General features: G+C 39.5%; 48 protein-coding genes. 43 read left to right on the forward strand and 5 right to left on the reverse strand.

Annotation, left to right across the window (positions count from 1 at the left end; all coding sequences use genetic code 11):
• Nucleotides 1–72 precede the first annotated feature (72 nt).
• The 3 genes from RBB56_RS09990 to RBB56_RS10000 all read right to left on the reverse strand — a co-directional run bounded on the left by RBB56_RS09990 (nucleotide 73) and on the right by RBB56_RS10000 (nucleotide 1,435).
• Entirely contained in the window at nucleotides 73–507 is a 435-nt protein-coding gene (locus RBB56_RS09990) for a zinc ribbon domain-containing protein (RefSeq protein ID WP_306718730.1), read from the reverse strand.
• 62 nt (nucleotides 508–569) lie between these two features.
• On the reverse strand, nucleotides 570–812 hold the full coding sequence (locus RBB56_RS09995) for an ImmA/IrrE family metallo-endopeptidase (protein ID WP_306718731.1): 243 nt from the start codon (nucleotides 810–812) through the stop codon (nucleotides 570–572).
• 209 nt (nucleotides 813–1,021) lie between these two features.
• Nucleotides 1,022–1,435, reverse strand: coding sequence for a helix-turn-helix domain-containing protein (locus RBB56_RS10000; protein WP_306718733.1), 414 nt, complete (start codon nucleotides 1,433–1,435; stop codon nucleotides 1,022–1,024).
• A 196-nt stretch (nucleotides 1,436–1,631) separates the two neighbouring features.
• On the opposite strand from RBB56_RS10000, the gene RBB56_RS10005 reads away from it, so the two are divergent.
• Entirely contained in the window at nucleotides 1,632–1,850 is a 219-nt protein-coding gene (locus RBB56_RS10005; RefSeq protein ID WP_306718736.1) for a helix-turn-helix domain-containing protein, read from the forward strand.
• Nucleotides 1,851–1,974: 124 nt separating this feature from the next.
• Here the strand turns inward: RBB56_RS10005 and RBB56_RS10010 are convergent, their stop codons facing one another.
• Entirely contained in the window at nucleotides 1,975–2,328 is a 354-nt protein-coding gene (locus tag RBB56_RS10010) for a hypothetical protein (protein WP_306718737.1), read from the reverse strand.
• A gap of 76 nt (nucleotides 2,329–2,404) precedes the next feature.
• On the opposite strand from RBB56_RS10010, the gene RBB56_RS10015 reads away from it, so the two are divergent.
• Nucleotides 2,405–2,803, forward strand: coding sequence for a hypothetical protein (locus RBB56_RS10015; RefSeq protein WP_306718738.1), 399 nt, complete (start codon nucleotides 2,405–2,407; stop codon nucleotides 2,801–2,803).
• On the opposite strand, the gene RBB56_RS10020 is transcribed toward RBB56_RS10015, so the two are convergent.
• Entirely contained in the window at nucleotides 2,780–3,013 is a 234-nt protein-coding gene (locus tag RBB56_RS10020) for a hypothetical protein (protein WP_306718739.1), read from the reverse strand. The two genes, RBB56_RS10015 and RBB56_RS10020, sit on opposite strands and share 24 nt — an antisense overlap.
• Before the next feature lie 101 nt (nucleotides 3,014–3,114).
• Between RBB56_RS10020 and RBB56_RS10025 the strand changes: the two genes are divergently transcribed.
• From RBB56_RS10025 to RBB56_RS10220, 41 genes are all read left to right on the forward strand, one after another.
• Nucleotides 3,115–3,372: a hypothetical protein gene (locus RBB56_RS10025; RefSeq protein WP_306718741.1), complete on the forward strand. Its 258-nt coding sequence runs from the start codon at nucleotides 3,115–3,117 to the stop codon at nucleotides 3,370–3,372.
• A complete protein-coding gene (locus tag RBB56_RS10030; RefSeq protein WP_306718742.1) occupies nucleotides 3,369–3,545 on the forward strand; it encodes a hypothetical protein in 177 nt (58 codons plus the stop codon). The genes RBB56_RS10025 and RBB56_RS10030 overlap by 4 nt, the downstream gene beginning before the upstream one ends.
• A complete protein-coding gene (locus RBB56_RS10035; protein WP_306718743.1) occupies nucleotides 3,535–3,969 on the forward strand; it encodes a hypothetical protein in 435 nt (144 codons plus the stop codon). Before RBB56_RS10030 ends, RBB56_RS10035 begins: the two co-directional genes overlap by 11 nt.
• Nucleotides 3,970–4,186: 217 nt before the next feature.
• Nucleotides 4,187–4,354 (forward strand): hypothetical protein, encoded by a 168-nt coding sequence (locus tag RBB56_RS10040; protein ID WP_306718744.1) that lies wholly within the window; start codon nucleotides 4,187–4,189, stop codon nucleotides 4,352–4,354.
• Entirely contained in the window at nucleotides 4,351–5,781 is a 1,431-nt protein-coding gene (locus RBB56_RS10045) for a hypothetical protein (protein WP_306718746.1), read from the forward strand. Before RBB56_RS10040 ends, RBB56_RS10045 begins: the two co-directional genes overlap by 4 nt.
• Before the next feature lie 8 nt (nucleotides 5,782–5,789).
• On the forward strand, nucleotides 5,790–6,428 hold the full coding sequence (locus RBB56_RS10050; protein ID WP_306718748.1) for a hypothetical protein: 639 nt from the start codon (nucleotides 5,790–5,792) through the stop codon (nucleotides 6,426–6,428).
• Nucleotides 6,425–7,228 (forward strand): PD-(D/E)XK nuclease-like domain-containing protein, encoded by an 804-nt coding sequence (locus tag RBB56_RS10055; protein WP_306718749.1) that lies wholly within the window; start codon nucleotides 6,425–6,427, stop codon nucleotides 7,226–7,228. Before RBB56_RS10050 ends, RBB56_RS10055 begins: the two co-directional genes overlap by 4 nt.
• Nucleotides 7,225–7,548, forward strand: a complete 324-nt coding sequence (locus RBB56_RS10060) for a hypothetical protein (RefSeq protein WP_306718750.1) — start codon at nucleotides 7,225–7,227, stop codon at nucleotides 7,546–7,548. The genes RBB56_RS10055 and RBB56_RS10060 overlap by 4 nt, the downstream gene beginning before the upstream one ends.
• The gene (locus RBB56_RS10065) at nucleotides 7,499–7,942 is read left to right on the forward strand and encodes a hypothetical protein (protein WP_306718751.1); all 444 of its coding nucleotides are present in this window, start codon (nucleotides 7,499–7,501) and stop codon (nucleotides 7,940–7,942) included. The genes RBB56_RS10060 and RBB56_RS10065 overlap by 50 nt, the downstream gene beginning before the upstream one ends.
• A 19-nt stretch (nucleotides 7,943–7,961) precedes the next feature.
• Nucleotides 7,962–8,744: a hypothetical protein gene (locus tag RBB56_RS10070; protein ID WP_306718752.1), complete on the forward strand. Its 783-nt coding sequence runs from the start codon at nucleotides 7,962–7,964 to the stop codon at nucleotides 8,742–8,744.
• A 13-nt stretch (nucleotides 8,745–8,757) separates the two neighbouring features.
• Nucleotides 8,758–8,913 (forward strand): hypothetical protein, encoded by a 156-nt coding sequence (locus RBB56_RS10075; RefSeq protein ID WP_306718754.1) that lies wholly within the window; start codon nucleotides 8,758–8,760, stop codon nucleotides 8,911–8,913.
• Entirely contained in the window at nucleotides 8,910–9,305 is a 396-nt protein-coding gene (locus tag RBB56_RS10080) for a beta-sandwich lipoprotein (RefSeq protein WP_306718755.1), read from the forward strand. Before RBB56_RS10075 ends, RBB56_RS10080 begins: the two co-directional genes overlap by 4 nt.
• A 6-nt stretch (nucleotides 9,306–9,311) precedes the next feature.
• Entirely contained in the window at nucleotides 9,312–9,548 is a 237-nt protein-coding gene (locus RBB56_RS10085; RefSeq protein ID WP_306718756.1) for a hypothetical protein, read from the forward strand.
• Nucleotides 9,548–9,811 (forward strand): hypothetical protein, encoded by a 264-nt coding sequence (locus RBB56_RS10090; protein ID WP_306718757.1) that lies wholly within the window; start codon nucleotides 9,548–9,550, stop codon nucleotides 9,809–9,811. The genes RBB56_RS10085 and RBB56_RS10090 overlap by 1 nt, the downstream gene beginning before the upstream one ends.
• Nucleotides 9,812–9,958: 147 nt before the next feature.
• Nucleotides 9,959–10,216, forward strand: coding sequence for a hypothetical protein (locus RBB56_RS10095; RefSeq protein ID WP_306718759.1), 258 nt, complete (start codon nucleotides 9,959–9,961; stop codon nucleotides 10,214–10,216).
• A 189-nt stretch (nucleotides 10,217–10,405) separates the two neighbouring features.
• On the forward strand, nucleotides 10,406–10,678 hold the full coding sequence (locus RBB56_RS10100) for a hypothetical protein (RefSeq protein ID WP_306718760.1): 273 nt from the start codon (nucleotides 10,406–10,408) through the stop codon (nucleotides 10,676–10,678).
• A gap of 172 nt (nucleotides 10,679–10,850) precedes the next feature.
• The gene (locus RBB56_RS10105; protein WP_306718761.1) at nucleotides 10,851–11,015 is read left to right on the forward strand and encodes a hypothetical protein; all 165 of its coding nucleotides are present in this window, start codon (nucleotides 10,851–10,853) and stop codon (nucleotides 11,013–11,015) included.
• A gap of 2 nt (nucleotides 11,016–11,017) precedes the next feature.
• Nucleotides 11,018–11,455, forward strand: a complete 438-nt coding sequence (locus RBB56_RS10110; protein WP_306718762.1) for a hypothetical protein — start codon at nucleotides 11,018–11,020, stop codon at nucleotides 11,453–11,455.
• Nucleotides 11,448–12,044, forward strand: coding sequence for a hypothetical protein (locus RBB56_RS10115; protein ID WP_306718764.1), 597 nt, complete (start codon nucleotides 11,448–11,450; stop codon nucleotides 12,042–12,044). The genes RBB56_RS10110 and RBB56_RS10115 overlap by 8 nt, the downstream gene beginning before the upstream one ends.
• 67 nt (nucleotides 12,045–12,111) lie before the next feature.
• Entirely contained in the window at nucleotides 12,112–12,354 is a 243-nt protein-coding gene (locus tag RBB56_RS10120) for a hypothetical protein (RefSeq protein WP_306718765.1), read from the forward strand.
• A gap of 93 nt (nucleotides 12,355–12,447) precedes the next feature.
• Entirely contained in the window at nucleotides 12,448–12,885 is a 438-nt protein-coding gene (locus RBB56_RS10125) for a hypothetical protein (RefSeq protein ID WP_306718766.1), read from the forward strand.
• 12 nt (nucleotides 12,886–12,897) lie between these two features.
• Nucleotides 12,898–13,479: a hypothetical protein gene (locus RBB56_RS10130; protein WP_306718768.1), complete on the forward strand. Its 582-nt coding sequence runs from the start codon at nucleotides 12,898–12,900 to the stop codon at nucleotides 13,477–13,479.
• A 74-nt stretch (nucleotides 13,480–13,553) separates the two neighbouring features.
• The gene (locus tag RBB56_RS10135) at nucleotides 13,554–13,733 is read left to right on the forward strand and encodes a hypothetical protein (RefSeq protein ID WP_306718769.1); all 180 of its coding nucleotides are present in this window, start codon (nucleotides 13,554–13,556) and stop codon (nucleotides 13,731–13,733) included.
• Nucleotides 13,717–14,346, forward strand: a complete 630-nt coding sequence (locus RBB56_RS10140) for a hypothetical protein (RefSeq protein ID WP_306718771.1) — start codon at nucleotides 13,717–13,719, stop codon at nucleotides 14,344–14,346. Before RBB56_RS10135 ends, RBB56_RS10140 begins: the two co-directional genes overlap by 17 nt.
• A gap of 59 nt (nucleotides 14,347–14,405) precedes the next feature.
• A complete protein-coding gene (locus RBB56_RS10145; RefSeq protein WP_306718772.1) occupies nucleotides 14,406–14,669 on the forward strand; it encodes a hypothetical protein in 264 nt (87 codons plus the stop codon).
• A 17-nt stretch (nucleotides 14,670–14,686) separates the two neighbouring features.
• Nucleotides 14,687–15,109, forward strand: coding sequence for a hypothetical protein (locus RBB56_RS10150; RefSeq protein ID WP_306718774.1), 423 nt, complete (start codon nucleotides 14,687–14,689; stop codon nucleotides 15,107–15,109).
• A 2-nt stretch (nucleotides 15,110–15,111) separates the two neighbouring features.
• Nucleotides 15,112–15,300, forward strand: a complete 189-nt coding sequence (locus RBB56_RS10155) for a hypothetical protein (RefSeq protein ID WP_306718775.1) — start codon at nucleotides 15,112–15,114, stop codon at nucleotides 15,298–15,300.
• Nucleotides 15,301–15,303: 3 nt separating this feature from the next.
• Complete coding sequence (locus RBB56_RS10160) at nucleotides 15,304–15,702, forward strand: hypothetical protein (protein WP_306718777.1); 399 nt, start codon at nucleotides 15,304–15,306, stop codon at nucleotides 15,700–15,702.
• 2 nt (nucleotides 15,703–15,704) lie between these two features.
• Nucleotides 15,705–16,136 (forward strand): hypothetical protein, encoded by a 432-nt coding sequence (locus tag RBB56_RS10165; protein WP_306718779.1) that lies wholly within the window; start codon nucleotides 15,705–15,707, stop codon nucleotides 16,134–16,136.
• 125 nt (nucleotides 16,137–16,261) lie between these two features.
• The gene (locus RBB56_RS10170; RefSeq protein ID WP_306718780.1) at nucleotides 16,262–16,879 is read left to right on the forward strand and encodes a hypothetical protein; all 618 of its coding nucleotides are present in this window, start codon (nucleotides 16,262–16,264) and stop codon (nucleotides 16,877–16,879) included.
• 110 nt (nucleotides 16,880–16,989) lie between these two features.
• Complete coding sequence (locus RBB56_RS10175) at nucleotides 16,990–17,532, forward strand: transposase (protein WP_331525500.1); 543 nt, start codon at nucleotides 16,990–16,992, stop codon at nucleotides 17,530–17,532.
• Complete coding sequence (locus RBB56_RS10180) at nucleotides 17,525–18,859, forward strand: PBSX family phage terminase large subunit (RefSeq protein WP_306718781.1); 1,335 nt, start codon at nucleotides 17,525–17,527, stop codon at nucleotides 18,857–18,859. Before RBB56_RS10175 ends, RBB56_RS10180 begins: the two co-directional genes overlap by 8 nt.
• Before the next feature lie 9 nt (nucleotides 18,860–18,868).
• The gene (locus RBB56_RS10185; RefSeq protein ID WP_306718782.1) at nucleotides 18,869–20,257 is read left to right on the forward strand and encodes a phage portal protein; all 1,389 of its coding nucleotides are present in this window, start codon (nucleotides 18,869–18,871) and stop codon (nucleotides 20,255–20,257) included.
• 114 nt (nucleotides 20,258–20,371) lie between these two features.
• Complete coding sequence (locus RBB56_RS10190) at nucleotides 20,372–21,703, forward strand: phage minor capsid protein (RefSeq protein ID WP_306718784.1); 1,332 nt, start codon at nucleotides 20,372–20,374, stop codon at nucleotides 21,701–21,703.
• Between the two features lie 83 nt (nucleotides 21,704–21,786).
• Nucleotides 21,787–21,948 (forward strand): cysteine-rich KTR domain-containing protein, encoded by a 162-nt coding sequence (locus RBB56_RS18620; protein ID WP_442905403.1) that lies wholly within the window; start codon nucleotides 21,787–21,789, stop codon nucleotides 21,946–21,948.
• A gap of 90 nt (nucleotides 21,949–22,038) precedes the next feature.
• On the forward strand, nucleotides 22,039–22,599 hold the full coding sequence (locus RBB56_RS10195) for a phage scaffolding protein (RefSeq protein ID WP_306718785.1): 561 nt from the start codon (nucleotides 22,039–22,041) through the stop codon (nucleotides 22,597–22,599).
• Nucleotides 22,600–22,621: 22 nt separating this feature from the next.
• Nucleotides 22,622–23,611, forward strand: coding sequence for a major capsid protein (locus RBB56_RS10200; RefSeq protein WP_306718788.1), 990 nt, complete (start codon nucleotides 22,622–22,624; stop codon nucleotides 23,609–23,611).
• 16 nt (nucleotides 23,612–23,627) lie between these two features.
• Entirely contained in the window at nucleotides 23,628–24,014 is a 387-nt protein-coding gene (locus RBB56_RS10205; RefSeq protein WP_306718790.1) for a hypothetical protein, read from the forward strand.
• Nucleotides 24,011–24,454 carry a hypothetical protein gene (locus RBB56_RS10210; protein WP_306718792.1) on the forward strand — a complete coding sequence of 148 codons (444 nt, stop codon included), beginning with the start codon at nucleotides 24,011–24,013 and terminating at the stop codon, nucleotides 24,452–24,454. The genes RBB56_RS10205 and RBB56_RS10210 overlap by 4 nt, the downstream gene beginning before the upstream one ends.
• Nucleotides 24,454–24,813, forward strand: a complete 360-nt coding sequence (locus RBB56_RS10215) for a minor capsid protein (RefSeq protein ID WP_306718793.1) — start codon at nucleotides 24,454–24,456, stop codon at nucleotides 24,811–24,813. Before RBB56_RS10210 ends, RBB56_RS10215 begins: the two co-directional genes overlap by 1 nt.
• A complete protein-coding gene (locus RBB56_RS10220) occupies nucleotides 24,810–25,223 on the forward strand; it encodes a hypothetical protein (protein ID WP_306718795.1) in 414 nt (137 codons plus the stop codon). Before RBB56_RS10215 ends, RBB56_RS10220 begins: the two co-directional genes overlap by 4 nt.
• The last annotated feature ends 2 nt before the right edge of the window (nucleotides 25,224–25,225 follow it).

A 25,225-nucleotide genomic window follows, 5' to 3' on the forward strand; every position in this document is an offset into this window, starting at 1 on the left:
ATTCGTTACATCCGTTAATAGTTGCTTGTGTGAACCGTCCTTGTTAGCGCAGGGGCGGTTTTTGTTATATAATTATACTTTCCAGCTATGTCCACAACTTTGGCATACTGCCATTGTTCTATTAAAGCTCTTACTTGCGGAAATAGTGTGTCCATCCGCAGCCTTAGTGCTTTTCTTTCTAAAAAATAGTGATAATCCACATGTACACAAAAACTTTAACATTTCCCACATTAGTTTAAAAATCCATACCCACCATCCGAATAATAGCCAGTACAAGCATCCATGACCGGATGTCCTGTTTATTTTATGTATACCACCACCAATACTGGTATTTTGTTCCCTTTGATAATTGATATTCTTGCTATTACATTTGGGACATTTCCTAGCATTGATATCGGTGTCTTCATGTTCAGTATTACTATTGTTAAGAGCAAATCCACAATGTGGACATGAAGCAGCTTGATCAGATACTTTATTTTCACATTCAGGACAATTAATTAAAGCCATTTTGTTTCCCCTTTCTTATAATATTTTCATTTATATCAAATCCATGATGGATAGATACCTGATTAAATTTGCTGGTACGTTTCCAGTCTTAGTTCCACCAATTGTTCATCGTATCCTAATATTTTTGAAAACTGGGAAACCGTGTAATTATAGTTTTCAAAAATAATCTCATTCGGAATAAGTAATTCTGCAGCGAATAAATTAGCTTCTTTTTCAACTTTCGAATTCAACAGCAATGTTTTATTTCTAATAAAGTAACAATTGTTCTTACGATGCAATACGGCGTGTCCTAGTTCATGAGCCATCACCATACGCATTTCTGAATCTGGTAAATCTCTTCTTATAAATATGTATCTGTGATTCTTGAGGAACATATAACATCCTTCAAAATCAATATCGCAGATTTGATATATTATCCCAAGATTATCGGCGATTTCGAAAGGATTGTTTGTATTAAATTTCTTTATGTAATAAGACACAAGTCCTCTAATATTATTATGCAAAGTTGCGATACCTACTTTTTATTCTTGTTTGGGTTGTATTTTTCCTTGTTAATCAATTTTAATCTGCGTAAGGCAATTTCTAATTCGTCTTTGAAAAGCTCCATCGATTCATCTGACAAAGGACTTCCATCATAGAGAGCAGGTCCATCTTCGGAATCGGATAGCTTTCGAATGATATTGTCAACATCTTTTGCTATATCTCGCTCATCATGTGGCGTTAAAATTTGAGTTTCTTCTTTCCCAGTCATTAAATATCCAATTGGTTTACCAAAAAAATCAGCTATCTTTTGCAGTTTTTCTGGTTTGGGGTTGCTGCGTCCGCTTTTCCAATCGGAAAAAGTAGATTTCGTAATTCCTGTAGCACGTACCACATCAGCATCTTTTACGCCTAAATCATCCCTTAACTTGCAATAAATTTCATACATAAAATACTCCTTAAAAAGTTTTAAAATCCGTACAAAAAGTATTGACAAGTTCTGATATCCGTGCTAGTATAAAACTACAAAGTTCGGAAATCAAAACAGCCATTGTTTTTTGTTTTAATATATCTGGTAAATGTATTATAACTGATTTCCGAACTAATGGCAATAGAAAAGTTCGGAAAGGAGGTAAAATTTTTATATGTATGAAAAATACGTAAAATTACGGGATGAAAGAGGTTTTACTGATTATGGTGTAGCAATTGGGTCTGACGTCACTAAATCTACGTTTACAGATTGGAAAAATGGGCGGAGTGAACCAAAGCTTGACAAGCTTATAAAAATAGCCAATTTTCTCGGTGTGACAATCGATTACTTTTTAGAAACTACAGCGGAACAGAATAAGAAAGGTGGTGAGTAAGTGAAGAAAGATGTAGTGGTATACGTTGAGCGGAATCTAACCGCGTATGAGAGGAAGAACTTTAAAAAAGAACATCCAGGAAAACGGCTTTGTTTTAGGCTGCGCTTCCCTGATCTCCCACTATTTATTTCAGTAATTTCATTATTGCTTGTATTAGCAAAAATATTTCTTCCCGGTATGCACTGATAGCCGCGAAAATTGATATTGTAGTGGGAATAAACCAATGCCGATTTTCTCTTCTTCGTTCTGACAATACGGCACGACCGAGAGCGGTAATTTCGTAAACAATAATACTTGTGTATGATTCAGTTTCTTTATCATGCTGTTCCCTGTAACTTAAATATTTTTTCTCTATAAGATGGGTGAGATTTTCGCTAAGTTCTTTGGGAAGTGGCGTAGAATTTCGACCGACGACAACCTTAAATTTTTTTAATCGTTTAATTTTTTTGAGAAGCTTAACTTGTTTTGGGTCAATCATTAAAATACCCCCCCCCTAGGTTTAATTTGTAGAATTATACCATGAAATGAAAAAATGAACAAACAGAATAAGAAAGGTGGTGAGTAGAGTGGCAAGGGTTAATAAAGGCGATAGAGAAATAGTTATAGTCTCAAATGGTAGACAGACAGAAGTTTATTTAGATGGGGAACTTTACGGACACAAGGCGGAACGAGTTATATTTGACCATGCGGCGGGAAGGGAAGCGAACCTACAGATAATACAAGGAGATTCAGGAGGCAAACCGACTGACTTAGAAAAATTTAAGGCGTGGTTTGATTTCGTAATCGACAAAGAAGAAACCAAGCAAGAATCTATCAACGTACATGTAGAGTCTAACGTTGATGAAGTAAAACGTGAGATAACAGAGCTTCGGGACTTATTAAAAGAAGCCAACTCATTGTTGGATGAATTGGCTTCCAAAGAAGATGTTTTAAAAATAATTGCTACCTTGTAATGGAGCATTGCAAAACGGGCAGAACATGGAATCGGCCATAATACCAAGGTCTTTGTGGCAATTAGGGCATTTGTCGGGATATATTACACCATTCCCGCTTGACTCCAATTTTCCAATGTAATCCGCTTGTATGTCTGATACTTTTTTCTCCATATCCCTGAATAATTTTTTCATATCAGACTTTTTGCTAATATCATATTTTTTACTCATAGTAGATTCCCCTTTCATATGTACTCGGCTACTGCAATAGCCTGTACTTAAAGTATAAGAGGGAAAGCAGAATAAATCAATAAAAGAAAGGAGTTGAAACAATGCCAAAAGTAAAAGCACTTGGCCTGTATGCAGAAAAAGACATTGAATTTGCTCGGGCAATTGAAGGATGTGCAAAACGAAAAGGAAAGCGCCCAGGAGATTTGATGAATAAAGCAGATATAGCCAAGACCACATATTATAAGCGTTTGAAAGAACCTGGAAGCATGACATTGAGGGAGTTGCGAATTTTTATTAATGAAGCAAATATCCCGGAAGAAGATGTGCTGAACGCACTTTATTTAAGGAGAGAAGCATGACATTCACAAAACTTTTAAGTAATACCGGATTCTGCTGTTGCTTACTTGGTATTGGTGGAATCGGTGGTGCACTTGAATTTGGGACAGGCTTAATAACATCTTCAACGCTATTTGTCATTGGAATCATATGCTTCTACTTCTATATAAAGGAGGGCGGAGCCTATGAAGAATAAAAGGGAAACTTTCCTATGGGTATCAATGGCGATATTACTCTTTATCATTACCGTAATATTACCAATACTGTGTGTTATCTATGATAAGCCGCTTGTGGCCAGAGCAGAGGACAACCCTTACGGAACACCCTTTCAAATCGAATCCACTGCCTATTGTTACGGCGAAATTACAGCAAGTGGACAAGCAGTAAGAGAAGGTATCGCTGCAGGGCGTAAGGAATGGATAGGATTAACAGCTATTGTTTATACGGATGATAGCGGAGAGGTTGGGGAACTGATAGGTATTTATGAGATTTTAGATACAGGAGGTGATGAGAGGATACAGGACGGTAGATGTATTGATATTTACATTCCTGATTACAAAGAAGCTATAAGTTATGGAAGAAAAACTGTTTGGATGCAGCTAGTGGATGCCAAAGGTTAGAAAGGAGGACAAGCCGTGTACATAAATCCATTTTGGGTTGGAGTAGTTGCTACGATATTAGCGGAAATAGCGTTTACTGTTATTGCAATGGTTATATTCGCATTCAATAACAAAAAGAAATAGGTCCTGATATGCTTTGGACGGCATCAGAACCTAAAGAATAACACTCGTAATGTTATACCTATGTTTAATTTAGCATAGGGGAAGGAAAAAATCAATGATTATATGTAAGAGATGCAAAGCAAACTGTGACAACGGTGAGATAATCGGCGGCACATGCCTTGATTGCCGAGAAGAAGAGAAGCAAGAGCAACTTCGCTCTGATACCGTTGTGAAAATAATGAATAGCCCATCTTATCAGATGGAATTGGAGGTAGTGAAATGAATATAACAAAAATAAGGATAAGAAATCTCTTCGGAATAACGGAATACGAAGGGGATGGGAGCAGTATTGAATTATCCGGCAAGAATGGAACAGGGAAAACCTCAGTTCTTGATGCCATTAAATATGCTCTTAAAAACAAGTCAGACCGTAAGTACATAGTAAAGAATGGTGCATTGGAGGGGGAAATCCTTATAGAAACGGATACCGGATTGAGGATTAACCGAAAGGCTCGCACTAATCAGGCTGATTACAAGTCGGTGAAGAATAACGGGGCAGAAGTTGGAAGTCCTGAAACATTTCTCAAGGATGTTTTTACGGATCTTCAGTTAAATCCGGTAGAATTTATGGGAATGACAGAGAAGCAACAGAATGCAATTATTTTAGATATGATTGAGTATCCGTGGGATATGAAGAAAATCAAAGAATGGTTTGGCGAAATCCCATCATGGGTAAGTTACGACCAAAATATTTTATGCGTCTTAAACGATATCCAGTCAGAGAATGGGGAGTATTTCCGTAATCGTACGGATATCAGCAGGGATATCCGTAATAAAAAGGCATTCATACAGGAAATTGCAGATAATATCCCTCCTAATTATGATGTGAACACTTGGGAAACTGCCAATATAGGCGAACTGTACCAAAAAATTGAGCGAATTCGGAAGGATAACGAAACGATAACAAAGGCAAAAACATTGCTTGATAGCCGGGATAGCAAGGTGCGTAAATTTGAAGCAGACAGAGAAATTAAAGCGGCTGCTCTGAACAGAGAATTTGAAAACCGTAAGGTGCAGATAGAGAAAGATATTATCCGGTACCAGGAACAAATCAAAGCATGGGAACTTGAAAAAGATGGTCTTTTGGATAAGCAATCGGATAAAATGGCCGTTATCGAAAAGGAGTATGAAGCTAATGTGGCTCAATATGACGCTGAGGTAGAAGCGTATAAGGAATTTAAGGATAAAGAAGTTGAAGATGTATCGGAGCTGGTTTCGCAGGCAGAAGAGATGGAAAAAATGAAAGCCCATATTAATGAATATCACCGGATGATTCATCTTCAAAATGAAGTGGAAGAACTTGCATATAAAACACAAAACCTCACAAATCTCATTGAAAAAGCACGTTCTCTTCCGGGGGAGATTCTTGCAAACTGTAACATTCCCATTGAAGGTCTTACGGTAAATGATGGTACACCGCTTATTAATGGTCTGCCTATATCAAATCTTTCAGATGGTGAAAAACTCGATCTTTGCATTGATGTAGCAATACAAAATCCGAAAGGGCTGCAGATTATTCTCATTGATGGAGTAGAACGACTTTCCACAGAATGGAAAGAACGGCTTTATGAAAAATGTAAGAATAAAGGCTTGCAGTTTATTGCCACAAGGACAACAGATGATGAAGATTTAACAGTTGTTGAACTGTAGGAGGGTATATGGATAATACAGATTTAGTTTTACAAGAACAAAAACACGAGTTATCAAACGGTGTTTTTTCTACTATAGAAAATTTTAAAGATATGTATGATATTGGAAAAATGTTTGCATCGTCTACCCTAGTTCCGCAAGCATATCAAGGAAAACCTATGGATTGTACCATTGCCGTAGATATGGCAAATAGAATGGGAGTTAGCCCTATGATGGTAATGCAAAATTTATATGTAGTGCAGGGTAAGCCGTCATGGAGCGGACAGGCTTGTATGTCACTTATTATTGCAAGTGGAAAATACAGAAATGTGAAACCTGTCTATTTTGGGGAAAAGAATTCAGATGAAAGAGGATGCAGAATAGAAGCTATCAGCATGGATACAGGAGAAATTATCACTGGAACAGATATAACTATAAAAATGGCAAAAGAGGAAGGCTGGCACGGTAAAAGCGGAAGTAAGTGGAAAACAATGCCGGAACAGATGTTGGCATACAGAGCAGCCACATTTTTTGCAAGAGTATATATTCCAAATGCACTGATGGGTGTTTACGTTGAAGGAGAGGTTGAGGATATATCGAAACCACAGCGATTAGATACGGCAGAGCCATTAAAGATCATGCAGGAAACGGAGGAAATATTTAAATGAAATTAACTGCGGAAAATTATTTTTCGAAGGAAGCGGATAGGGAATACCTTTCCGTTTCCCAATATAAAAGGTTTGTTGGTTGCCTAGGAAGAGTAGGGTGCGAAGCAAAGGCGATGGCAGAGTTAAGCAATGAATGGATGGATGGTAAGAGTACAGCTCTTATGGTTGGCTCCTATGTAGATGCTCATTTCGAGGGGACTCTTGATTTATTCCGTGCACAAAATCCAGATATTTTTACACAGAAAGGAACTTTGAAAGCTGAATATAGACGGGCAGAGGAGGTAATAAACCGAATTGAACGTGATGAATATTTTATGGCACATATGGCAGGAGAAAAACAAATTATTATGAGCGGTGAGTTGTTTGGAGCAAAATGGAAGATAAAAATGGATTCCTATTTTCCAGATACATTGATTGTTGATTTAAAGACGATGAAGTCTTTGGGTGAGCGCTTTTACTCTGCAGATTTTGGATATATGGATTTTATCCGCAATTGGGGTTACGACATACAGGGTGCAATATACCAGAAAGTTGTTGAAATCAATACCGGAAAGAAACTCCCTTTCAAAATTGCTGCTGTCTCTAAAGAAGAGTTTCCTGATATTGATATTATACAGGTTGAACAGTCGCTTATGGATGCTGCACTTTCAGAGGTAGAAAAAAATGTTCCATCTATTTTAGCAGTTAAAGAGGGTGAATATGCCCCGGTACGATGTGAAAGACGAGATTGTAACTATTGCAAACATACAAAGGTGCTAACACATTCTATCTGGTCGGATGAACTGATGGTGAACATATGAGTAAGTCAACTGTAGTACAGGATGCGTACAAAGACTACTGCTTTTTCTGTGGAACGGCAAATATAAGTGGTGAGCATCATTTGATATTCGGTAACGGTCGAAGAAAATTAGCGGAAGAAGATGGGCTAAAAGCACCTATTTGCGGCAAATGCCATACAATGGGCGAGAAAGTGGGCAGGGTGCATGATAACTCTATGGCGGAGAAACTGTCAAAGATGTTAGGACAGGCTATTTATGAGAGGAACGAATGTACAAAGGGGGTGTCACTGGATGATGCAAGAGAAAATTTCAGGAAACGATACAATGTGTCATTCTGGTAGGGTGTCCTTTACAATCCGGGGAGCTTTTTGCGGAGACAAGACGCTCCCCAGCCTTAACCAGTATCTTGAAGCAATCGGATGTAATCCACGTGCCGGAGGAAGATATAAGAAACAGTATGTCATGGTTATTATAAACGCGATAAGGCGTGATTTGAAGCGTTATAAGACCACAAGTCCGGTCATACTGCATTACACTTTCGCAGAGCCGAGAAAAGGCGCAAAGAGAGATCGAGGAAATATATTTTCTTTAGCAGATAAATTTATAGAGGATGCGCTTCGGGACTGCCAGGTAATTCCAGATGATAGCCCTAAATACGTCCGAAACTTTACCCATGAGTTTATTTACACTGACGGAGAGCCGTATATCAGAGTGGAAATAGAAGAAATAGAATAGGCGGTGATGATGAGACGATATGCAGGATGGAAACTACATAAAAATCAATCGTTCTATCCTTGATTGGGAGTGGTACAAGAACATAAATACCAAGGTTTTATTTTTACACATGCTGCTGAAAGCGAACTGGAAGGATGGTAAATTTGAAGGAAAAGTTATACCGCGTGGTTCTTTTGTTTCATCCATTCGCAGCCTGTCAGATGAAACCATGCTTACAGAAAGGGAAATAAGAACCGCAATTTCTCACTTAAAAACGACAGGCGAAGTGACAAGCAAAGGACACAACAAATACAGCGTATTTACGGTAGTTAACTACAATTCATATCAAGCAAACGACACACAGAACGTCAATCAAGAGACAGGCAACCGACATTCTAACGACAAACTAACGACAACAATAGAAGAAGGGAAGAAAGAAAGAAGGGAAGAATATATATCCCCCAAACCCCCTTTGAGTCCTTTGGTGCGGTTTGAAGAATTTTATACCTGCTATCCGCTTGATGATAATAAGTGCGCTACTGAAAGGGCGTATGTGGATGTGATGCGGACGGGAAATTATACTGAGGATGATTTGATTACCGCGGCAAAGAACTATGCGGAGTATTGTAAAATCCTTAACCGACAAGATCAGTTCATCAAAACGCCTTCCCGGTGGTTGTCGGAGGCAGTATTTGAAAAATATCTTCCGGAGAAATATAAAAAGCCGAATCCACCAGCGAAAAAGGAAAATGAATTTAACAAGTTCCAGCAACATGATTACGACTTCGATTCCTTGGAAAAAGAACTTTTGAAGATACGATGATTGGAGGGTAGGAATGTACAGGGATAATTCCAGCATTCAAAAAAGACATATAAAAAAATCAGCTACGGACCGCAGTTATGATCAGATGGAAAAAGGCGCATCCGATTATGCCAAGAAGGTCAACAAGCGCAAGCCATTCTATATGGCGGGAAAGGAGCAAACACAATGAAAAAAATTATATTACTTGTTTTATTAATGGCAGTTATGACGATGGTATTAACCGGGTGCGAAACGGAAGCTCAAAGAGTTTCCTACAATCTATCGCAGGAGGCGGATAATTTCAACGTGGTACGGCAGCTCACTGTTATTAATTGCATCGAGGGAGATGTTTTATTCCAAATGACGGGGAAAATGTCCATAACAGCAGATACCGCAGATAATCAGCTTGAAATCATCGTGGAAGATGAAAACAAGAATTATAAAAAGCATTTTGTTGGACTAAGTGATAACGTGACGTACATCGTAGAGGATTTGGATATCAACGACGTTTCGCAATATAAATACACGCTGAATTTCAATCCTAAAATGTGGATTCCGGTTGAAATAGGGACTATCGATTAAGGAGAAATGATGGAATATAAATGCATTAAAGAAATTTGGCTAGAAAAATACGATGAACATTGTTTCTCTACCGGAGAATATAATTGCGTACCGATTGGCTCAACATGGATGCGTGAGGACGATAGTAACTTACTCGGCGGAGAGGTTCATCTTGAATGCGTCGGCGGTGCTGATGGCTTTGGGTGGATTGAGGTTACTGAGGAAGATTTGAGACAGCATTTTGAAGTAGTGGAGGATGAATAATGGCAAGTTATAAAATGGAAATCAAGGATGGAATATTATCCAAAACATTAACCTTTATGGGCATGGAATTTACCGAGGTATGGGAAGAGCGGAATACTCACTGTGCCGACTCCCTCGAGGGGCAAGTATTACGCGCGCTTCCAGACCTTGAAGAAAGCGAAAAGGAGATTCTTGAGGAATTGACGGCTATGGATGAAGATGAGCTTCTTGACGCGATATATGCCCTCACAGTATATGAGAAATCGCAAGGAGAAATATCATGATACTTCTCGCAACGGTAACAACAATAGCAATCATCCTCGCCTACGCGGTTGCGAATGCGATTTATGAAGCGGGGAAACACATGGATGATGAGTAAATTAGAAGTTAACTGATTATTTCATAACGTGAACGAGACGGGAAAAAATAGAATGAAAAAGCTGAAAAAATATGCAATTAAAGTAGATGGTAAATATCTTAAGGAGTTTATTGAAAATGAGAGTTATTGCAAAAGCGGTAGGAGCATTGGATACGCACTGCATGCCGAAAGCGAATTTGACCCTGTATTTCAGAATGAAATGAAAGTATTTGATTCAACGACTTGCAAAGGGTATCTATCTTGCTTAATAGAGTGTATCCGATGGAACGGAGCGGACATTAAAAATTTCGAAGTGGAGGTAATCGAATAGTGACAGTGCTGGTGTGTTTTGTAATAGGAGTAATTTTAAATTTGTTAATAGCAAGACCTATAAGCGTTTATAAAGCGAGAGAATACTGTAAAAGTAAAGGGCTCGAAAAAAACTTGCCAAAATTAAAGTGGTATGAGTGGTGGTTATAAAATTATGTAACTTAACCTGAGAGTTGAAGGAGAAAGCAAGATGGCTAAGATTTTATTTAAGAAAGAGATATATAGTTTCGAAAAAGATTGTGCGGATGAATTTGGTGAATATCACTGGTATTTTAGAATATATAGATGTTTTTCAATAAACGGAATTAGTTATTCAGTAGAAACATCTGATATGTTTACCAATCAAAAGAAACTCAGAGATTGTTTAGATACGGCTATTGAACACTTAGAACGTAAAAACCCTAGGTATTATCGACTAAAGGAAAATGTCGTGAACAAAGGACTGTTCAATAAGCTGTGGTGATTTACTAAACTGAAATTTAGCCAACATATTGCACATTGAAAACTTAATATTAGTCAGTGGTAACTCGTTTTGAGTAAAATAATATATTACTATAAAAAGTATTGACAAAAATAATATATTGCTCTATAATAAGATTATAAATCAGAACACAACTCAAAGGGAGGAACTAAGAATGAAAAAATTACACACAGCATTATGTCAGGGATATGTATCAGTTAAAAGTGAAGGGATTAAAGAGGAATATAATGGTCGTTTCGGAAAAGGATATACAATCAAAACACATAACCCTAACAGCACCCGGTATTGTTTTATAACTTATTACGTGGAGGTGGCTTAAATATGAATAAGGTAATCGAAGGCAAGAGGTACGACACTGAAACGGCGAAATATTTGGGAGCTGCTTACAGCAACCTCTCTCCAACTGATTTTGGATACTGGGAAGAAGAGTTGTATAGAACCAAGAGCGGAAATTACTTTCTACATGGGGCGGGAGGCCCGATGAGTCAATATGCGGTTCATGCAGGTAATTCGTCTTCGGGTGGAGCTGTTATAAAACCTTATACCATAGCACAGGCACAAAGGTGGGCAGAGGATAATCTTACGGCAGATGAATACGAATCTATATTCGGAAAAGTTGATGAAGAAAAGGTGAAAATTTCAGCGGACATATCACCAGCAGCAAAAGATACCTTAGATAAGATGAAGAACTCAAAGATGAAATCGAATGGGGATGTAATCGAATATTTGCTGACCTTGGCAGGACAAAAAAATGGATAATTACTCACTGGGAATACTATGGGGATGCGGAAACTTTTCGGAAAACAGAATGATTATCCGACATTCTGAAAAGTATTTCCTAGAAAAGATACAAGAGATTGTAGGGAGAACTATTTATGAGCAGGTAGGTACAAGTGACAGGAAACAATATGTACTTAAGTTTCGAATGGAAGAAAGTGAGCTGCGGGAAATGGGATGGTCTCCCCGGAATGCGGACGAACGTCACATACCTGTATCTGCCGATGCCGAGTTCCTTCGAGCATACTTAGAAATGCATTCTTCTGTGGATTGGCAAACAGCATACTATGGGAGGAATAGAAGTAGGAAATATAAAAAGGTAAGACTGAGGGTTTTCGGAAACATATACTTGATTGATGAGTTGAACGAGCTAATATCAAGAGTGTGTGGTACAACAATAAAAACGCCACAGAGAACGGTTGGAAAAACTACGATGTATCTATCAATCTGTAATCAGGAGGAGATAGCGCAAATTTACGATATGTTATGTAAACATCCATGCTATGAGCCATATTGGGAAAAATATTTTAATATGATGCAGGAATATGCAAGAAGTAAAAAAATCTACTGACTAATTTAAGTTGGTAGATTTTTTGTTGCAGTAACTTAAAATTTAACTAAGAAAGGATATGATTTATATGAAAAGAGTAAAAGAAAAAGAGCGTAAAATAAGAGGTATTTTAGAAAAATTTGTTACATACGGTTATAAAATCAAAGGAAAAGACGGACATGAATATATCTTTTGGGGAAAGCTTATGGCTGATGCCTGCGAAAGAGCATATAAAATCACGGGAGAAACAAATATCTATGAGAATGAAAAAAAGTTTGTTAGACCTTATGACAAAAAGTCAGGCAAGCAACACATTAGACCTAATTGGTAATTTGGCAGGGTGTATCGCGTATAACAAAACTGAGATTTTAGAAAGGAGCAAGAGTTTTGTCCGGACACAAAAGCGCTTTTATTCCAAAATGATATGAGAAAATCAACAGAAGAAATTTTAAAGAAAATGCGTTCTATGTACGAAGCAGGAACGCCAATTGAAGAAATAGCAAGTGAATTAGACTATAAGGTGGATAGCGTAAAGACCATGCTTAGAAAAGCCGGCGTCTTCCGTAGAAGGAATATAGACGATTATCTACAGCAAATGATACAGATGCGTCTCGAGGGCAAGAAATTAGGTGAGATTAGCAGAGCCACAGATTTCTCAATACCGAGGATTTGCGAGAAGTTGAAAGAAGCCGGATGTGGAAAAAATTCCATGCGTGATACCTATGCGGAGTCGGAAATTGACGAAAGCAAGCTGACCTATGCCGCGCCGAGGAAAGCGCCGGAAAGGGTGGAAATGAGTGGCAAGAGATACGTGGATGTTATAGACGCGGTGTTTGATACGCCGGATATTATGAGTTTATAGGAGGGATGAAGTTTGAAAGCAATATTAGACGCAAAGGATTTTAAGAGGCTCATTGATAATACAAAAAGATTTACAAGGAGTTCATGCAATACCGTTAATAAATTGATGCAATACATACATGTGGTAGTTGATGCAGAAGCAATGGAAATTAGGGCGGAGGCATTGGACGGTCATCGAATATCAATTGAATATGGAAAGCTGATGGAAGCGGATGAGTCTTTCCAATGCTATATATCTCCGAAGATTCCGATCATAGCAAAAAACTCTGATAATGCGGAACTGGAACTTGTAGAAGGGAAATTATTGATACGGATAGGAGAATTCATAGTAGGGTGTGTGCAGCCGGAAGGTGAGTATTACAAGGTTGGAGAACTATTAGAAGATATGCAAAAAGATGCTCCTATAAGGACGATAGGTCTTAATGCCGCTTATTTGGAAGATGTTATGAAGGCGGCGAAAAATACCGTAGTGAATTGGAGATCAATTGTAGAAATCGATATAAGAAACCCTGATAAACCCGTAATCATCAGAACGGGAAGAAGGAAAGAAAAGCAAAATATAAAGGTTATTCTTCCAATGAATAATATCAGTTAATAATTTTAGAAAGGGAAGCAAAAACTCCTGCAGGATTAGAACGTTCGGTTTTCCCATAGGTAATAAATATGTACATGGCAGTAACAACAGATGAATACGAATTGCCACTAGCGGTTGAAGATACTGCCAGTGCATTAGCAAAGCATTTCGATATGACAAGCAATGATGTATACTCCGCGATCAGTAAAGGATTAAGCGGTAAAGCAAAGGGATTTAGGTTTATAAAGGTGGTGGTTGATGATGAGTGCTTTTGATTACATATGTGATGGACAAATTAGTATGTTTGATATTGTATGCCAGCCAGATGAACAAAAAATACCTCCCATATTGTTAAATGTCGGACAGGTTATATACCGAGTACGGCGCGGAGATATCATAAAATACAATGTATATGATGAAAAATCATGGTTATGTGGTGATGGTGATAGAGGGTATCGGCTGAAAATAAAAGATGGATGCTATGGTGTCGCATTAAATAGTCGCCTAAGTGTTGATATTTTTACAGAATATAAGGTTGCTTTAGAAGTTGCAGAAGCCTATATAAATAGTCATGAGGTGATACTAGGGGAAAATATCAAAGCCGATGAAGTGATTGCATATCGCTATATCAGAGAGTGCGATAATCGAGAATTAAAAGCCTTTTATGCTCGTATTGGGAATGGGTTGCTGTACGTGAAAGAATTTATGACATATGAACACATAGTTGAAGATAACGCGAAGAATATAAAGAAATTCATGGAACAACAAGAATTCAAGTATGGACCGCCAGAGCAATTTGAATACATGCCAAAATTTAAGAATATGTACCCATGTCGCAAGGATGTTGGCTGGTTATATGCGGAATCTAGTTATAGCGGTTGCATTTGATTTTTAACCCACCGTACCTCGCCTAACCAGTGTGGGTGGTGGAGATAGGAGGATGAAAAATGGATATAAAGGATACCGACATTATCGGGTACGCAGATTTAATAAAAATTATTTTTGGAGATAAATGTATTGAAGAGTTTCTTGTAGGAAGAGAGTGTGATTATACATTTGCAGAAGTGATGCAGACTGCAAAGGAAAATGGCTATGATGAGAGTGGAATTATTACTTTGATAGCAGAAAGTCCTCTCGCTGGAAAAGTCTTTCAATATGGAAACTATGGGAAGTATTGGGTTGAGCATGGAGGCACAATAGGATATGCGTAGATATAGGAGGATGAGGTATGCAGGAAGCATTTGAAAAAATGATAAAAGAATTAAGGGAATTGAAAGTCAAAATTACAGCTGAATCGCGAAAGGTGTCAGAGGTCGGCGCAGACTGTATTTTTGATAAATCCGATATTTTGGACGAAAGAGCCGCGGGAGTTGCGGACGCGTTGAAAGTTGTTCGCAGAGTTTTGAGGGAATATAACAACGGTTGGATTCCGTGTGGCAAGCGGTTACCGGCCGGAAAAGAATGGGAAATTACTGACGAGGACGGAGATACACTGCACAAGCATGTACTCTGCTACACAGACAATCGTGACGTGCCCGTATCAGTGGCATTTTATCAAGAGGGCGTATGGTTTACGGCAGATACATATGACACCATAAATGTTATCGCATGGCAGCCATTACCTCAGCCTTACAAGCCGAAGGAGGACTAATGATGACCGAGGAAACAAAACAATCCCTACAACTTGCCTTCGAGGTACTCCGCAGGACGCTTATAGACAATAACTGCTCCGTAGCGTTGAGCAAGTCAGGCATAAGCATGTTTGACACAGCGATATATATGCAGACGGGGAAATTTGACGGAATTACGGTTGATATTAATAGTTTAGTAAGGGAGGATTGAGGGATGGAAGATAGATATTTATACAAAGCAAAGAGAGTGGATAACGGGGAATGGGTAGCAGGAAACCGTATAGATGATGGCGTGACCGGACAGGTCTTTATCCACGCGGTAGGAAATAGTGTAAATGAAAGCGATAAAGTCGGAGAAGAAGGTTGTGTGAGATTTTTAGCGCTCGAGATAGACCCTGCGACACTCTGCCAGTGTACCGGGGAAACTGGATTATACGAGCATGATATATTCCATCTTGGAGATGAAAAAATCCTTTATGAAGTGGTATGGCGCGATACAGGATTCATGGGAAAACAATTAAAATCAAGTAGCTATGCCGGATTGAGTTATTGGCACGATAGGATTGTAAAAATGGGAAACCGGATTGATAATCCGGAATTGTTGGAGGTGTAGGTATGGATAGATTAACAATAGAATATGCCGGTCAATATGTGCCAAAAAAGATATGTACCGTAAATCGGTCCGGAGAGGCGGATGATTGCGCATCCTGCGAAGAAGAGTGCGAAAACGACTGTGAAAATTGCGCCATACAGGAGTGTTTTAATGCATTGGGCGTATATGAAAACCTCGAAGTCACTCCTGAGCGGATAAGGGAGATAGACAAGCTATATGCCGAGAAGTGCAGGGAATTGGAGGAGTTGAAAAAGAATCATGGTGATAAAATGCTCTTTACGAAAGACGAGGTTGAAAATTTGCCAATCGCCTATGACGTGGATAAGGTCGTCAAACGGATAGATAATCTCTTTCCGCTTCAAACCACTGCCGGAGAATTTGTGAGTAAAAATGATGTTACCAACTTAGTGAAAGGCGGTGGAGTGGATGGATGAAGTATGTGGAACATGTATTTATATAACGCGCATAAAAAGCGAATGGACGTGTGGCAATGAGGAATCCGAAATGTGCGGGATTGAAACGGAATATGACTATTATTGCGCAGAATGGGAGGGTAAAAATGAGTAGAATATTACCAATATTATTCAATACAGAAATGACGAAAGCAATACTGGGCGGGAGAAAGACAGTTACGCGAAGATTAATTAAGCCGCAACCCTACGGATTCTTTGAAGTTAATGAAAACCCGGCATATCTATACGACTTTGACCCAATAAGAGAGAGAATATATCCGCAGTATCAAATGGGCGATATCCTTTATGTGAGAGAAACATGGGGAAATTACTCGGATGACAACCCGGAAAGCAACGCCACGTATTACCTCTATCGCGCAGATTATCCGAATGGTGCCAAGAGTTATATGCACAGCGACGGAATACACGAATGTGATTTTCCTAGATGGCGCCCCTCAATCCACATGCCAAAAGAAGCCGCCCGTATATGGCTTAAGGTTACAGATGTAAGAGCGGAATGTATGCGCGATATGACGATAGAGGACATGATTAGAGAGGGGATTGATACGACCGGGATAATTACGACGAGTGGACCGATAAACTATCGTGTTGTAAACCGTTTTGAAGAGTTGTGGGATTCTACGGTAAAAGAGGACTGGCAGAAATTTGCATCGAATCCGTGGGTTTGGGTATATGAATTTGAGAGGTGCGAGAAGCCAGATTAAGGCAGGGTATTGCATATTTGGGTGGTGGTAATTTAATAATGCTTTTTATTTGACACCAACATAACCATAAGTTATAATATACCTATAACAACATAACAGAAATAGAGCCAATGAGCCAATATGTAGAGCAATCTGCATGCTGGCTCTTTTTATTTTATAAAGGTGGTGTAAATGTGGCGATAGGTAAGTATCATAAGTGGCTTGAGCCGGACAATTTAATATTGTTGGAAGCATGGGCCAGGGATGGTCTTACTGATGAGCAGATAGCTTCCAATATGGGAATTACAGCTAAGACCTTATATGAATGGAAAAAGAAATACAGTGAGATATGTGAGTCCTTAAAAAGGGGCAAGGAAGTAGTTGATATACAGGTGGAAAATGCTCTGCTAAAAAGAGCGCTGGGGTATGAGTATACCGAAACTGCAACAACAGTTAGTGAAAAAGACGGTAAGAAGGTGACAGTTACAGTAAAGCAAGTAGTACCTGACACTACAGCGCAAATATTTTGGTTGAAGAATCGCAGGCCCGATCAGTGGAGAGATAAAAGAGAATTTGGAGGAAAGGTAGAATTTGAATCAGACGGATTCCTTGAAGCATTGAAAGGACAGGCAGCCGAAACCTTCAAAAATATAGAAGGTGTAATAGATGAGTAAGAAGAAAAATGCACCGTTTAAGTTTTCCCCCTTTTCCTTAAAACAAAAGGCAGTGCTTGAATGGTGGATGGATGGTAGCCCATATCAGGATAAGGACGGAATCATTGCAGATGGATCTATCCGTTCCGGTAAGACAACGGTTATGTCGTTCTCTTTTGTCATGTGGGCGATGGAAACTTTTGAGGATGAGAATTTCGCACTATGCGGAAAGACGATTCAGTCTCTGCAGCGTAACGTAATTAAGCAACTTAAGAAAATCCTTAAGTCGCGAGGGTATGAAGTCGAAGAACACCGAAGTGATAGTTATATGATTGTCCGAAAGGGTGATATAGAAAATACCTTTTATTACTTTGGCGGTAAAGACGAAGGTTCTCAGGACTTAATACAGGGAATTACCCTGGCCGGAGTATTCTTCGATGAAGTAGCTTTGATGCCGGAATCCTTTGTAAATCAGGCAACCGGGCGTTGTTCTGTAGATGGCTCAAAGTATTGGTTCAATTGTAATCCGGAAGGACCAGACCACTACTTCAAATTGGAGTGGATAGATAAGCTTACAGATAAGAACTTAATTCGAATCCATTTTACGATGGAAGATAACTTAAGTTTATCACAGAGAATCATAGACCGCTATAAGCGAATGTACACAGGCGTGTTCTATGACCGTTTTATATTAGGGTTATGGGTATTGGCATCCGGTATCATATTCCGTAAATTCGCCGATGATAACGAACCATATTTATTTGATGATTCAGAGATTTTTAATAAAGATAGAAAATTGATAAAGCGTTTCTTCAAACTGATAATAGGGATTGATTTTGGAGGTAATGGTTCCAAGACAACATTTACCGCAACCGGGTATTTGAATAGGTATCATGACTTAAGATTATTAGAAGAGGATGGATTGCCAATAACGGAAGACGTAGATTCCGATAAGATATGTGACAAGTTTATTGAATTCTATCAGATGATAATAGATAAATATGGCCAAGTTCCAGATTGGGTATTCCCGGATAGCGCAGCCACAACCATGATTAACAGCCTGAGAAGTGCAGCGAAGCGAGCCGGACTACCATATCGGAATATTAAAGGGTGCCGGAAGAATGAAGTATCAGAGCGGCCGAAGACCGTAGATTTATTGCTTAATACCGGCAGACTAAAAATAAACCGTAGGTGTATTAACTTGAGGAAAGCAATCGGTTCTTTGCGGTGGGATGAGAAGCACCCGGATAAGCCAGAGGATAAGAACATCGGAAACATTAACGATTGGTGGGATGCTTTCTGTTATACATGGCTTGATTTCGTCGAGTTTATTGATTTGGATAGATAGGAGAAGAACATGGAAGGATTTATCAAAGATTTCATCAGTAAAAAAGGATATACGGTAAATGATGATGCCATGCAGGTAATTAAGGAGTGTGATGATTGGTATGCTAATCGCCCTATAGATGGATTTCACAAAAGAAGAACCATACAAGGAGTATCTTACGACCTTAACCGTTTGAACTTTGCGAAACGATGTTGCTCTGATGATGCAAATCTATGTGAGGTGTTGGAGATTAACGCCGGAGATGGGGAGCAAGCGGATTTTGTAAATACTACCTTATCTTCCAGTGAGTTCAATACTCAATACCGCAAGCAGTTGGAAAAGACATCGGCAACCGGAACTGTGGCTTGTTATATACGGCTGGATAATGCAACTCTATTAGATAACGGCAAGGTAAAAGACGGAACCATAAAGCTGAATTATGTGGAAGCTGACTGTTTTATTCCGCTGACCGTGGAAAATGATATTGTTCAGGAAGCGGCTTTCTCAGGAAGTTCTCTAAAGGCAGGAAAGAAACAGACTACGCTTGTATTATTCCTCAAGAATGAGAATGATATTTATACAGCGGAAACCCATGTGTTTGATGATAAAGGGACCGAGATAACAGAAAATGAAATTACAGTTACTTTGGGGGATGTGAAACCTTTTGCAGTGATGCGGAATGCAGAAGTAAATAACCTTGATAATATGGAGGGATATGGACTTCCGAAGTTGAAAAATGCAATTCCTATCCTAAAGGCATTGGAACTTGCTTATAATGTATTATTTAGTGATTTGGACAAGGCGGAAAAGATAATTTTGATAAATGAACTCCTTTGTGAGTTTGGTTCAGACGGTAAGCCGAATCTAACACCGGAGCAGAAAAAGTTGTTTGTCATTTTAGGGGAGAAGTTACCGGATGAAAAAGATGTAATCCATGAGTACAACCCGGAAATCCGTATCGAGCAGATTACAAAGGCATTTGAACTATGCTTATCACTTCTATCGATGATGTTTGGATACGGTACAAAGAAGTACAGTTTCGAGGGCGGGCAGATCACCACGGCAACCGAGTACATCGGGGAACGCCAAGACCAGATGCAGGAACTGAACAGACAGAGGCAGGAGGCTACACGGTACATACAAGATATATGCCGGGCGGTGATGTGGTTTTCCAATACCTTCCATAGCACGAGCCACAATCTTGATGCAGATATACTTGTGGATTTTGATGATAGCTATATCACAGACAGGGAAGCGGAATTAGAGCGCAAAAGGAATGATGCTCTTTCCTTCGATATCCCACAACTCACCGTATGGTATCTCATGGAAGCCTATAACTTGACCGAAGAAGAGGCGGCGGCTCTTGTTATTCAGAAACAGGAAGAAGAGCAGGGCGCAGACGGAGAAGATGAAGATTAATGATTCATAGCGGGTAAGTTCCTCCTTTCGCTTGCCTGTTGACTATAGATTGTTTCCTCCAAGATGGCACTCATTACATTGTAGTGGGTGCCGTTTAAAAAATAAGGAGTATTTATGTTATCAGAAGAACAGTTGGAAATTTTATCAGAAGCGATACAACCATTATTTCAATATCTGGAAAAAGAGGTCATTGCGGATATTTCGCGCCGGATAGGGAAAACACTGACTTATACTCGTACCGCCGAGTTACAGGCTATATCCATGCAGAAATTAGGGTATAGTCCGGCTAGAATCCGTAAAGAGGCCATGAAGCTTCTGAATGCAGACCAAAAATATCGCAAAGCAGTCGCAAAAAATACAATGGAATATAAGCGAGAAGTGCGTAACATCATAAACAAGATAACGAGAGAAGCTTATAGGGCAAATGATGAGATTGTGGCGAATGCCGGGAATATGTCCTGGATAAATGACCTTTCTGTGTGGAAGGATGCAGGGAAGAGCCTGAGCGATAACTCTTTTCTTCATCAGTTGGTGGAATCTTTCGCCGTACAGACCGCCGGAGAATTGAAGAACATGACACAAACCACCGGCTTTAAGATGATGAGCGGATATGAGGGCATTGAGAATGCATATAAAAGGGAGTTAGATAAGGCTGTTATAAAAATCTGTTCTGGGACATTTAGCCAGGACAAGGTACTCCGTGATGTAGTACATGATCTTGCACAGAGCGGACTTCGTTCTATTGATTATGCATCCGGTTATTCCATGCAACTTGACACCGCCGCCAGACTTGCTATTCGCACAGGCTGCCATCAGTTGGCGGGGAAAGTGTTGGACGAGAATATAAAACAGACCGGGGAGAACCTTGTCTATGTTTCCAAACATTGGGGAGCGCGTAATACTGGTATAGGACACGCAAACCATGAACAGTGGCAAGGGAAAGTATATTTTGTAAAAGATGGTAATGATTATAGCCAAGAGGCAAAGCGGATAGGGCAAGATCGCATTATGTCTCTATGGTATGCCACAGGCTATAGTGTGGATGGTAATCATGTAAATGACCCGTTGGGAATGTATGGGTATAATTGCCGACATAATCATCATCCGTGGTTTGAAGGAGTGTCTACCTTACCCAAAGAGCAGCCGGAACCGGAGCCAGTCACTATAAATGGAAAGACCTATGATTACTACGCCATGACGCAGAAAATGCGGTCAATGGAACGTTCCGTAAGAGCCTTAAAGAGGGAAAAAGAAGCATTAAGGCAACTTGGCATGGATAGCACAGAAATAGACGCTAGAATCAAGCGCAGGACATCGGAGTATGCTGATTTTTGTAAGGCATGCAACGTTCCGGCAAAAACAACCAAGATGAGGTATGAGAGTGGTACGGCAAATCTAAAGAAAACAGAGGCATGGAAAAAATATAAGGAAATGGCATTTTCCTGAATTTAACTATTGCAATTAACATAACTAGTAGTTATAATGAATATAGATAATATAAATAGTAGTTATGAAAAAGGGTGGTGCCTATGCAGGGTTATAAATGGTACATATGCCCGAAGTGCGGAAGAGGAAAGCTTTTCCCATTCCGGCAAGATACGAAAGTAGAGAACTTTCCGGGGTACTGTAAAAGGTGCAAACAAGAATCCATAATAACAATAGAGCCTAAGAGCCGTATAGTTAATTCCTAAGAGGGATTGATTGTAACGGCTCTTTTCTGTTGTGTGAAAATCCAGAGGGTGATAGACCTCGTTAAAAATATCGTTAAAAGGAGAAAGAAGATGAAAAGAGAAGATTTAGAAAAGTTAGGATTAACCAAAGAGCAGATTGACAGTGTGTGTGATCTCAATAATGCTGATATGCAGCCATTAAAAGATGATTTGCAAAAGTCGAAGGATGATTTGAGTGTTGCTACTGAAAAGATAGAAGCCACGGAATCTGCCTTAGAAAAGTTTAAAGGCGTTAATCCAGAAGCACTTAACAAGGAAATAGCTGAATTGAAATTGAACTTGGAGAAAAAGGACGCAGAACACGCTTCTGAGTTGGCTGATCGCGAGTTTAATAATCTTTTGAAAGAAAGTATTATATCGGCCAAAGGTAAAGACTCTGAAAAAATCATGAAGCTATTGGATATTGATACCTTGAAATCATCCAAAAACCAGAAAGATGATGTGGCGGCAGCCATTAAGTCATTATCAGAGGACGATGTTACAAAAGGCATGTTCGGTGAGCCAGAAGCTAAGCCGGTGGGAACGGGTGACATTGTAGGTCATGTGCAAAAGGGAACTACACCGACAGCAGAAACACTAAAGGGTGCTATTGCAGAGCATTACAAACAATAATTATAAATAAAGGAGATTTGATATGGCTATTACATTAGCAGAAGCAAAAGTCGGCATGGCTGACAAAGTAAATCAGAACGTAGTAGATGAGTTCCGCAGGGACTCCTTCCTTCTGGATAAGTTAATATTTGATGATGCGGTATCGCCGGGAACCGGCGGAAGTACACTGACATATGGATATGTTCAGCTCCAGACACCTTCTACGGCTGAAAGACGTGATATTAATACGGAATACGAGAACAATGAGGCAAAGAGAGTAAAGAAAACGGCTGATTTAGATATTTTCGGTGGTTCGTTCAAGATTGACCGAGTATTACAGAACACATCCGGCGCGATTGATGAAATTGATTTCCAGATGAAGCAGAAGATTAAAGCAGCATCTAACTTGTTCCATTATCTTGTTGTAAACGGCTCGACTTCGAACTCAAACGGATTTAAGAAGTGCAACTTTGACGGCATCAGAAAGCTGCTATCCGGTTCTTCTACTGAGAAATCTGCAGAAGCGATTGATTTGACTACAGTAGAAATGATAGATAAGTATATGTTTTCTTTCGTACTCATGATTAACAAATGGCTACAGGGGTTGGGTGATAAGCCTGATATGTTGCTGATGAATGGGGATATGATTGCGATTATGCAGTATATTGGACAGAAAATGGGCTATTACGAACGTACTAAGGATGATTTTGGTCGTGATGTAACCACTTACAAGGGAATACCAATGTTAGATGCCGGAAAGTATTACGATGGAACATCAAATAAAGAGGTTAACTGTGTATCTACTGATGATGCGACAGGAAATTCTTCGCTCATTGCCTTAAAAATAGGCTTAGATGCTTTCCACGGTATATCTCCTAAAGAAACTAGCGCAATCATTAAGTCTTATCTGCCTGATTTAAACGCTCCCGGAGCTGTAAAGACTGGTGAGGCGGAGCTTGTGGCCGGTGTTGTACTTAAAAATACCAAGATGGCCGGAATATTGAACGACATCAAAATTCAGCCTACAGAATAAAAAGGAGGGAGAGGTAATGCCTTACATAACGTGGGAGTATTATAGCTCCCTTTTTACAGAAGTGACGGATAAGGCGGAGTTTGAACGCTTAAATACAAAGGCCGGAATCAAGCTTGATACTGTTACTCACATGAGGGCAAGACGGTTTGAGGATGAATATCAGGAAGATGCGGCAACAGATTTTCACAAGCTGATTCATTTGCAGATACAGCAAACGGTATGTGAGCTGATAAATGCTCTTTACGTTCAGGAAACTTCCGGCATGGGGACCGGCATATCGTCAGTAAGTAACGATGGGTATTCGGAGTCCTATAAAATCACCACAGCAGCCGAAAAGGAAGCACAGTTGTTGAATATTGTACGGAGCGGCTTAAGTGGTACGGGATTGGTAGGTGCGTTATGAGTGTGCTGTTTACCGATATCATGACCGTCTATAACTTCTTCCGGCACCCTGAGACAGAAAAAGAGGTCTGGAATCGTACCATAATAAAAGGCGTACAGTGGAGTCATAACAAAAGTGAAGTGTCTACTTCCAACGGAGTACAGACAGAGAGCAAGGTAGAAAGAATCACCATAGACTTTACTAGAGCCTATGGAAATAAGGCGTATTTGCCACCGAATGAGTACAGAAAGCTATCCTCCGAAGAAGTTACAGACTATTGGACTTTGGATGCCAAAACGGGGCAAGACATGCTCGTGCTTGGGGAGTCGAATCATGAGATATCGCGGCAATATAAGTTGTCGGATTTGCAGAAAGATTTCCAATATGCAGTCACGGTCACGGCGGTATCTGATAACCGTAATCGTCCAAGACTGAAACATATAAAGGCGGTGGGTAAGTAGTGGGTTTTGACTGTGAAATTAGATTTAACCTTGATGATTGTATGGAAACGCTTGGAATCGATGAAAAAGGAAGGGTTCAGCAGTTCGTCACAAAAGAATTTATGAAAAATGTTCAGCGATTTGTTCCTTTGGATGTGGCTGAAAAATACGAGTATCCGGGTAGACTGATTAACAGTTGCCGCATTGAAAATGATACCGATGTGGTATGGGAAACGCCTTATGCAAGAAGGTTATATTATCATCCAGAGTACCACTTTCAGGGCGAGCCTACACGTGGCGGATATTGGGCTGATAGATATTTGCAGGATGGTGGAATGGAAGAACTTGAGGATGGAGCGAGGAGGATTGTTAAGAAGTGACGATATCACAAGAGATTATTAAATGGTTAAAAACGTTTGATTTAGACGAATATCGGAAGATGAGCCACATAGATACAGATATCCAGAGTGCCGAAGTGGAATCCTACTCATTAATAAAAGAACCGGTGCAGAATGCTAAGAAATACTTATCCGGTAAACAGGAAATTACAGAGCATTATGCTATCATGGCACGTCTAGCCAGTCAGACAAATACAGACCGCATAGAAAATAACGGTTTTGGAGAATCACTGACAGAATGGGTTAATGAGCAGGACAAGATAAGAAATTATCCTGATATTGGAATGAAAACCCAAGCGATTAGTGTAACAACTCCGTTTTATATCGGTAAGACGGAAACGAACAATAGTCTTTATCAGATGACTATTGCAATCAAATATATAAAGGAGTAGTG

The organism is Kineothrix sp. MB12-C1 (assembly GCF_030863805.1).
Lineage (GTDB): Bacteria > Bacillota > Clostridia > Lachnospirales > Lachnospiraceae > Kineothrix.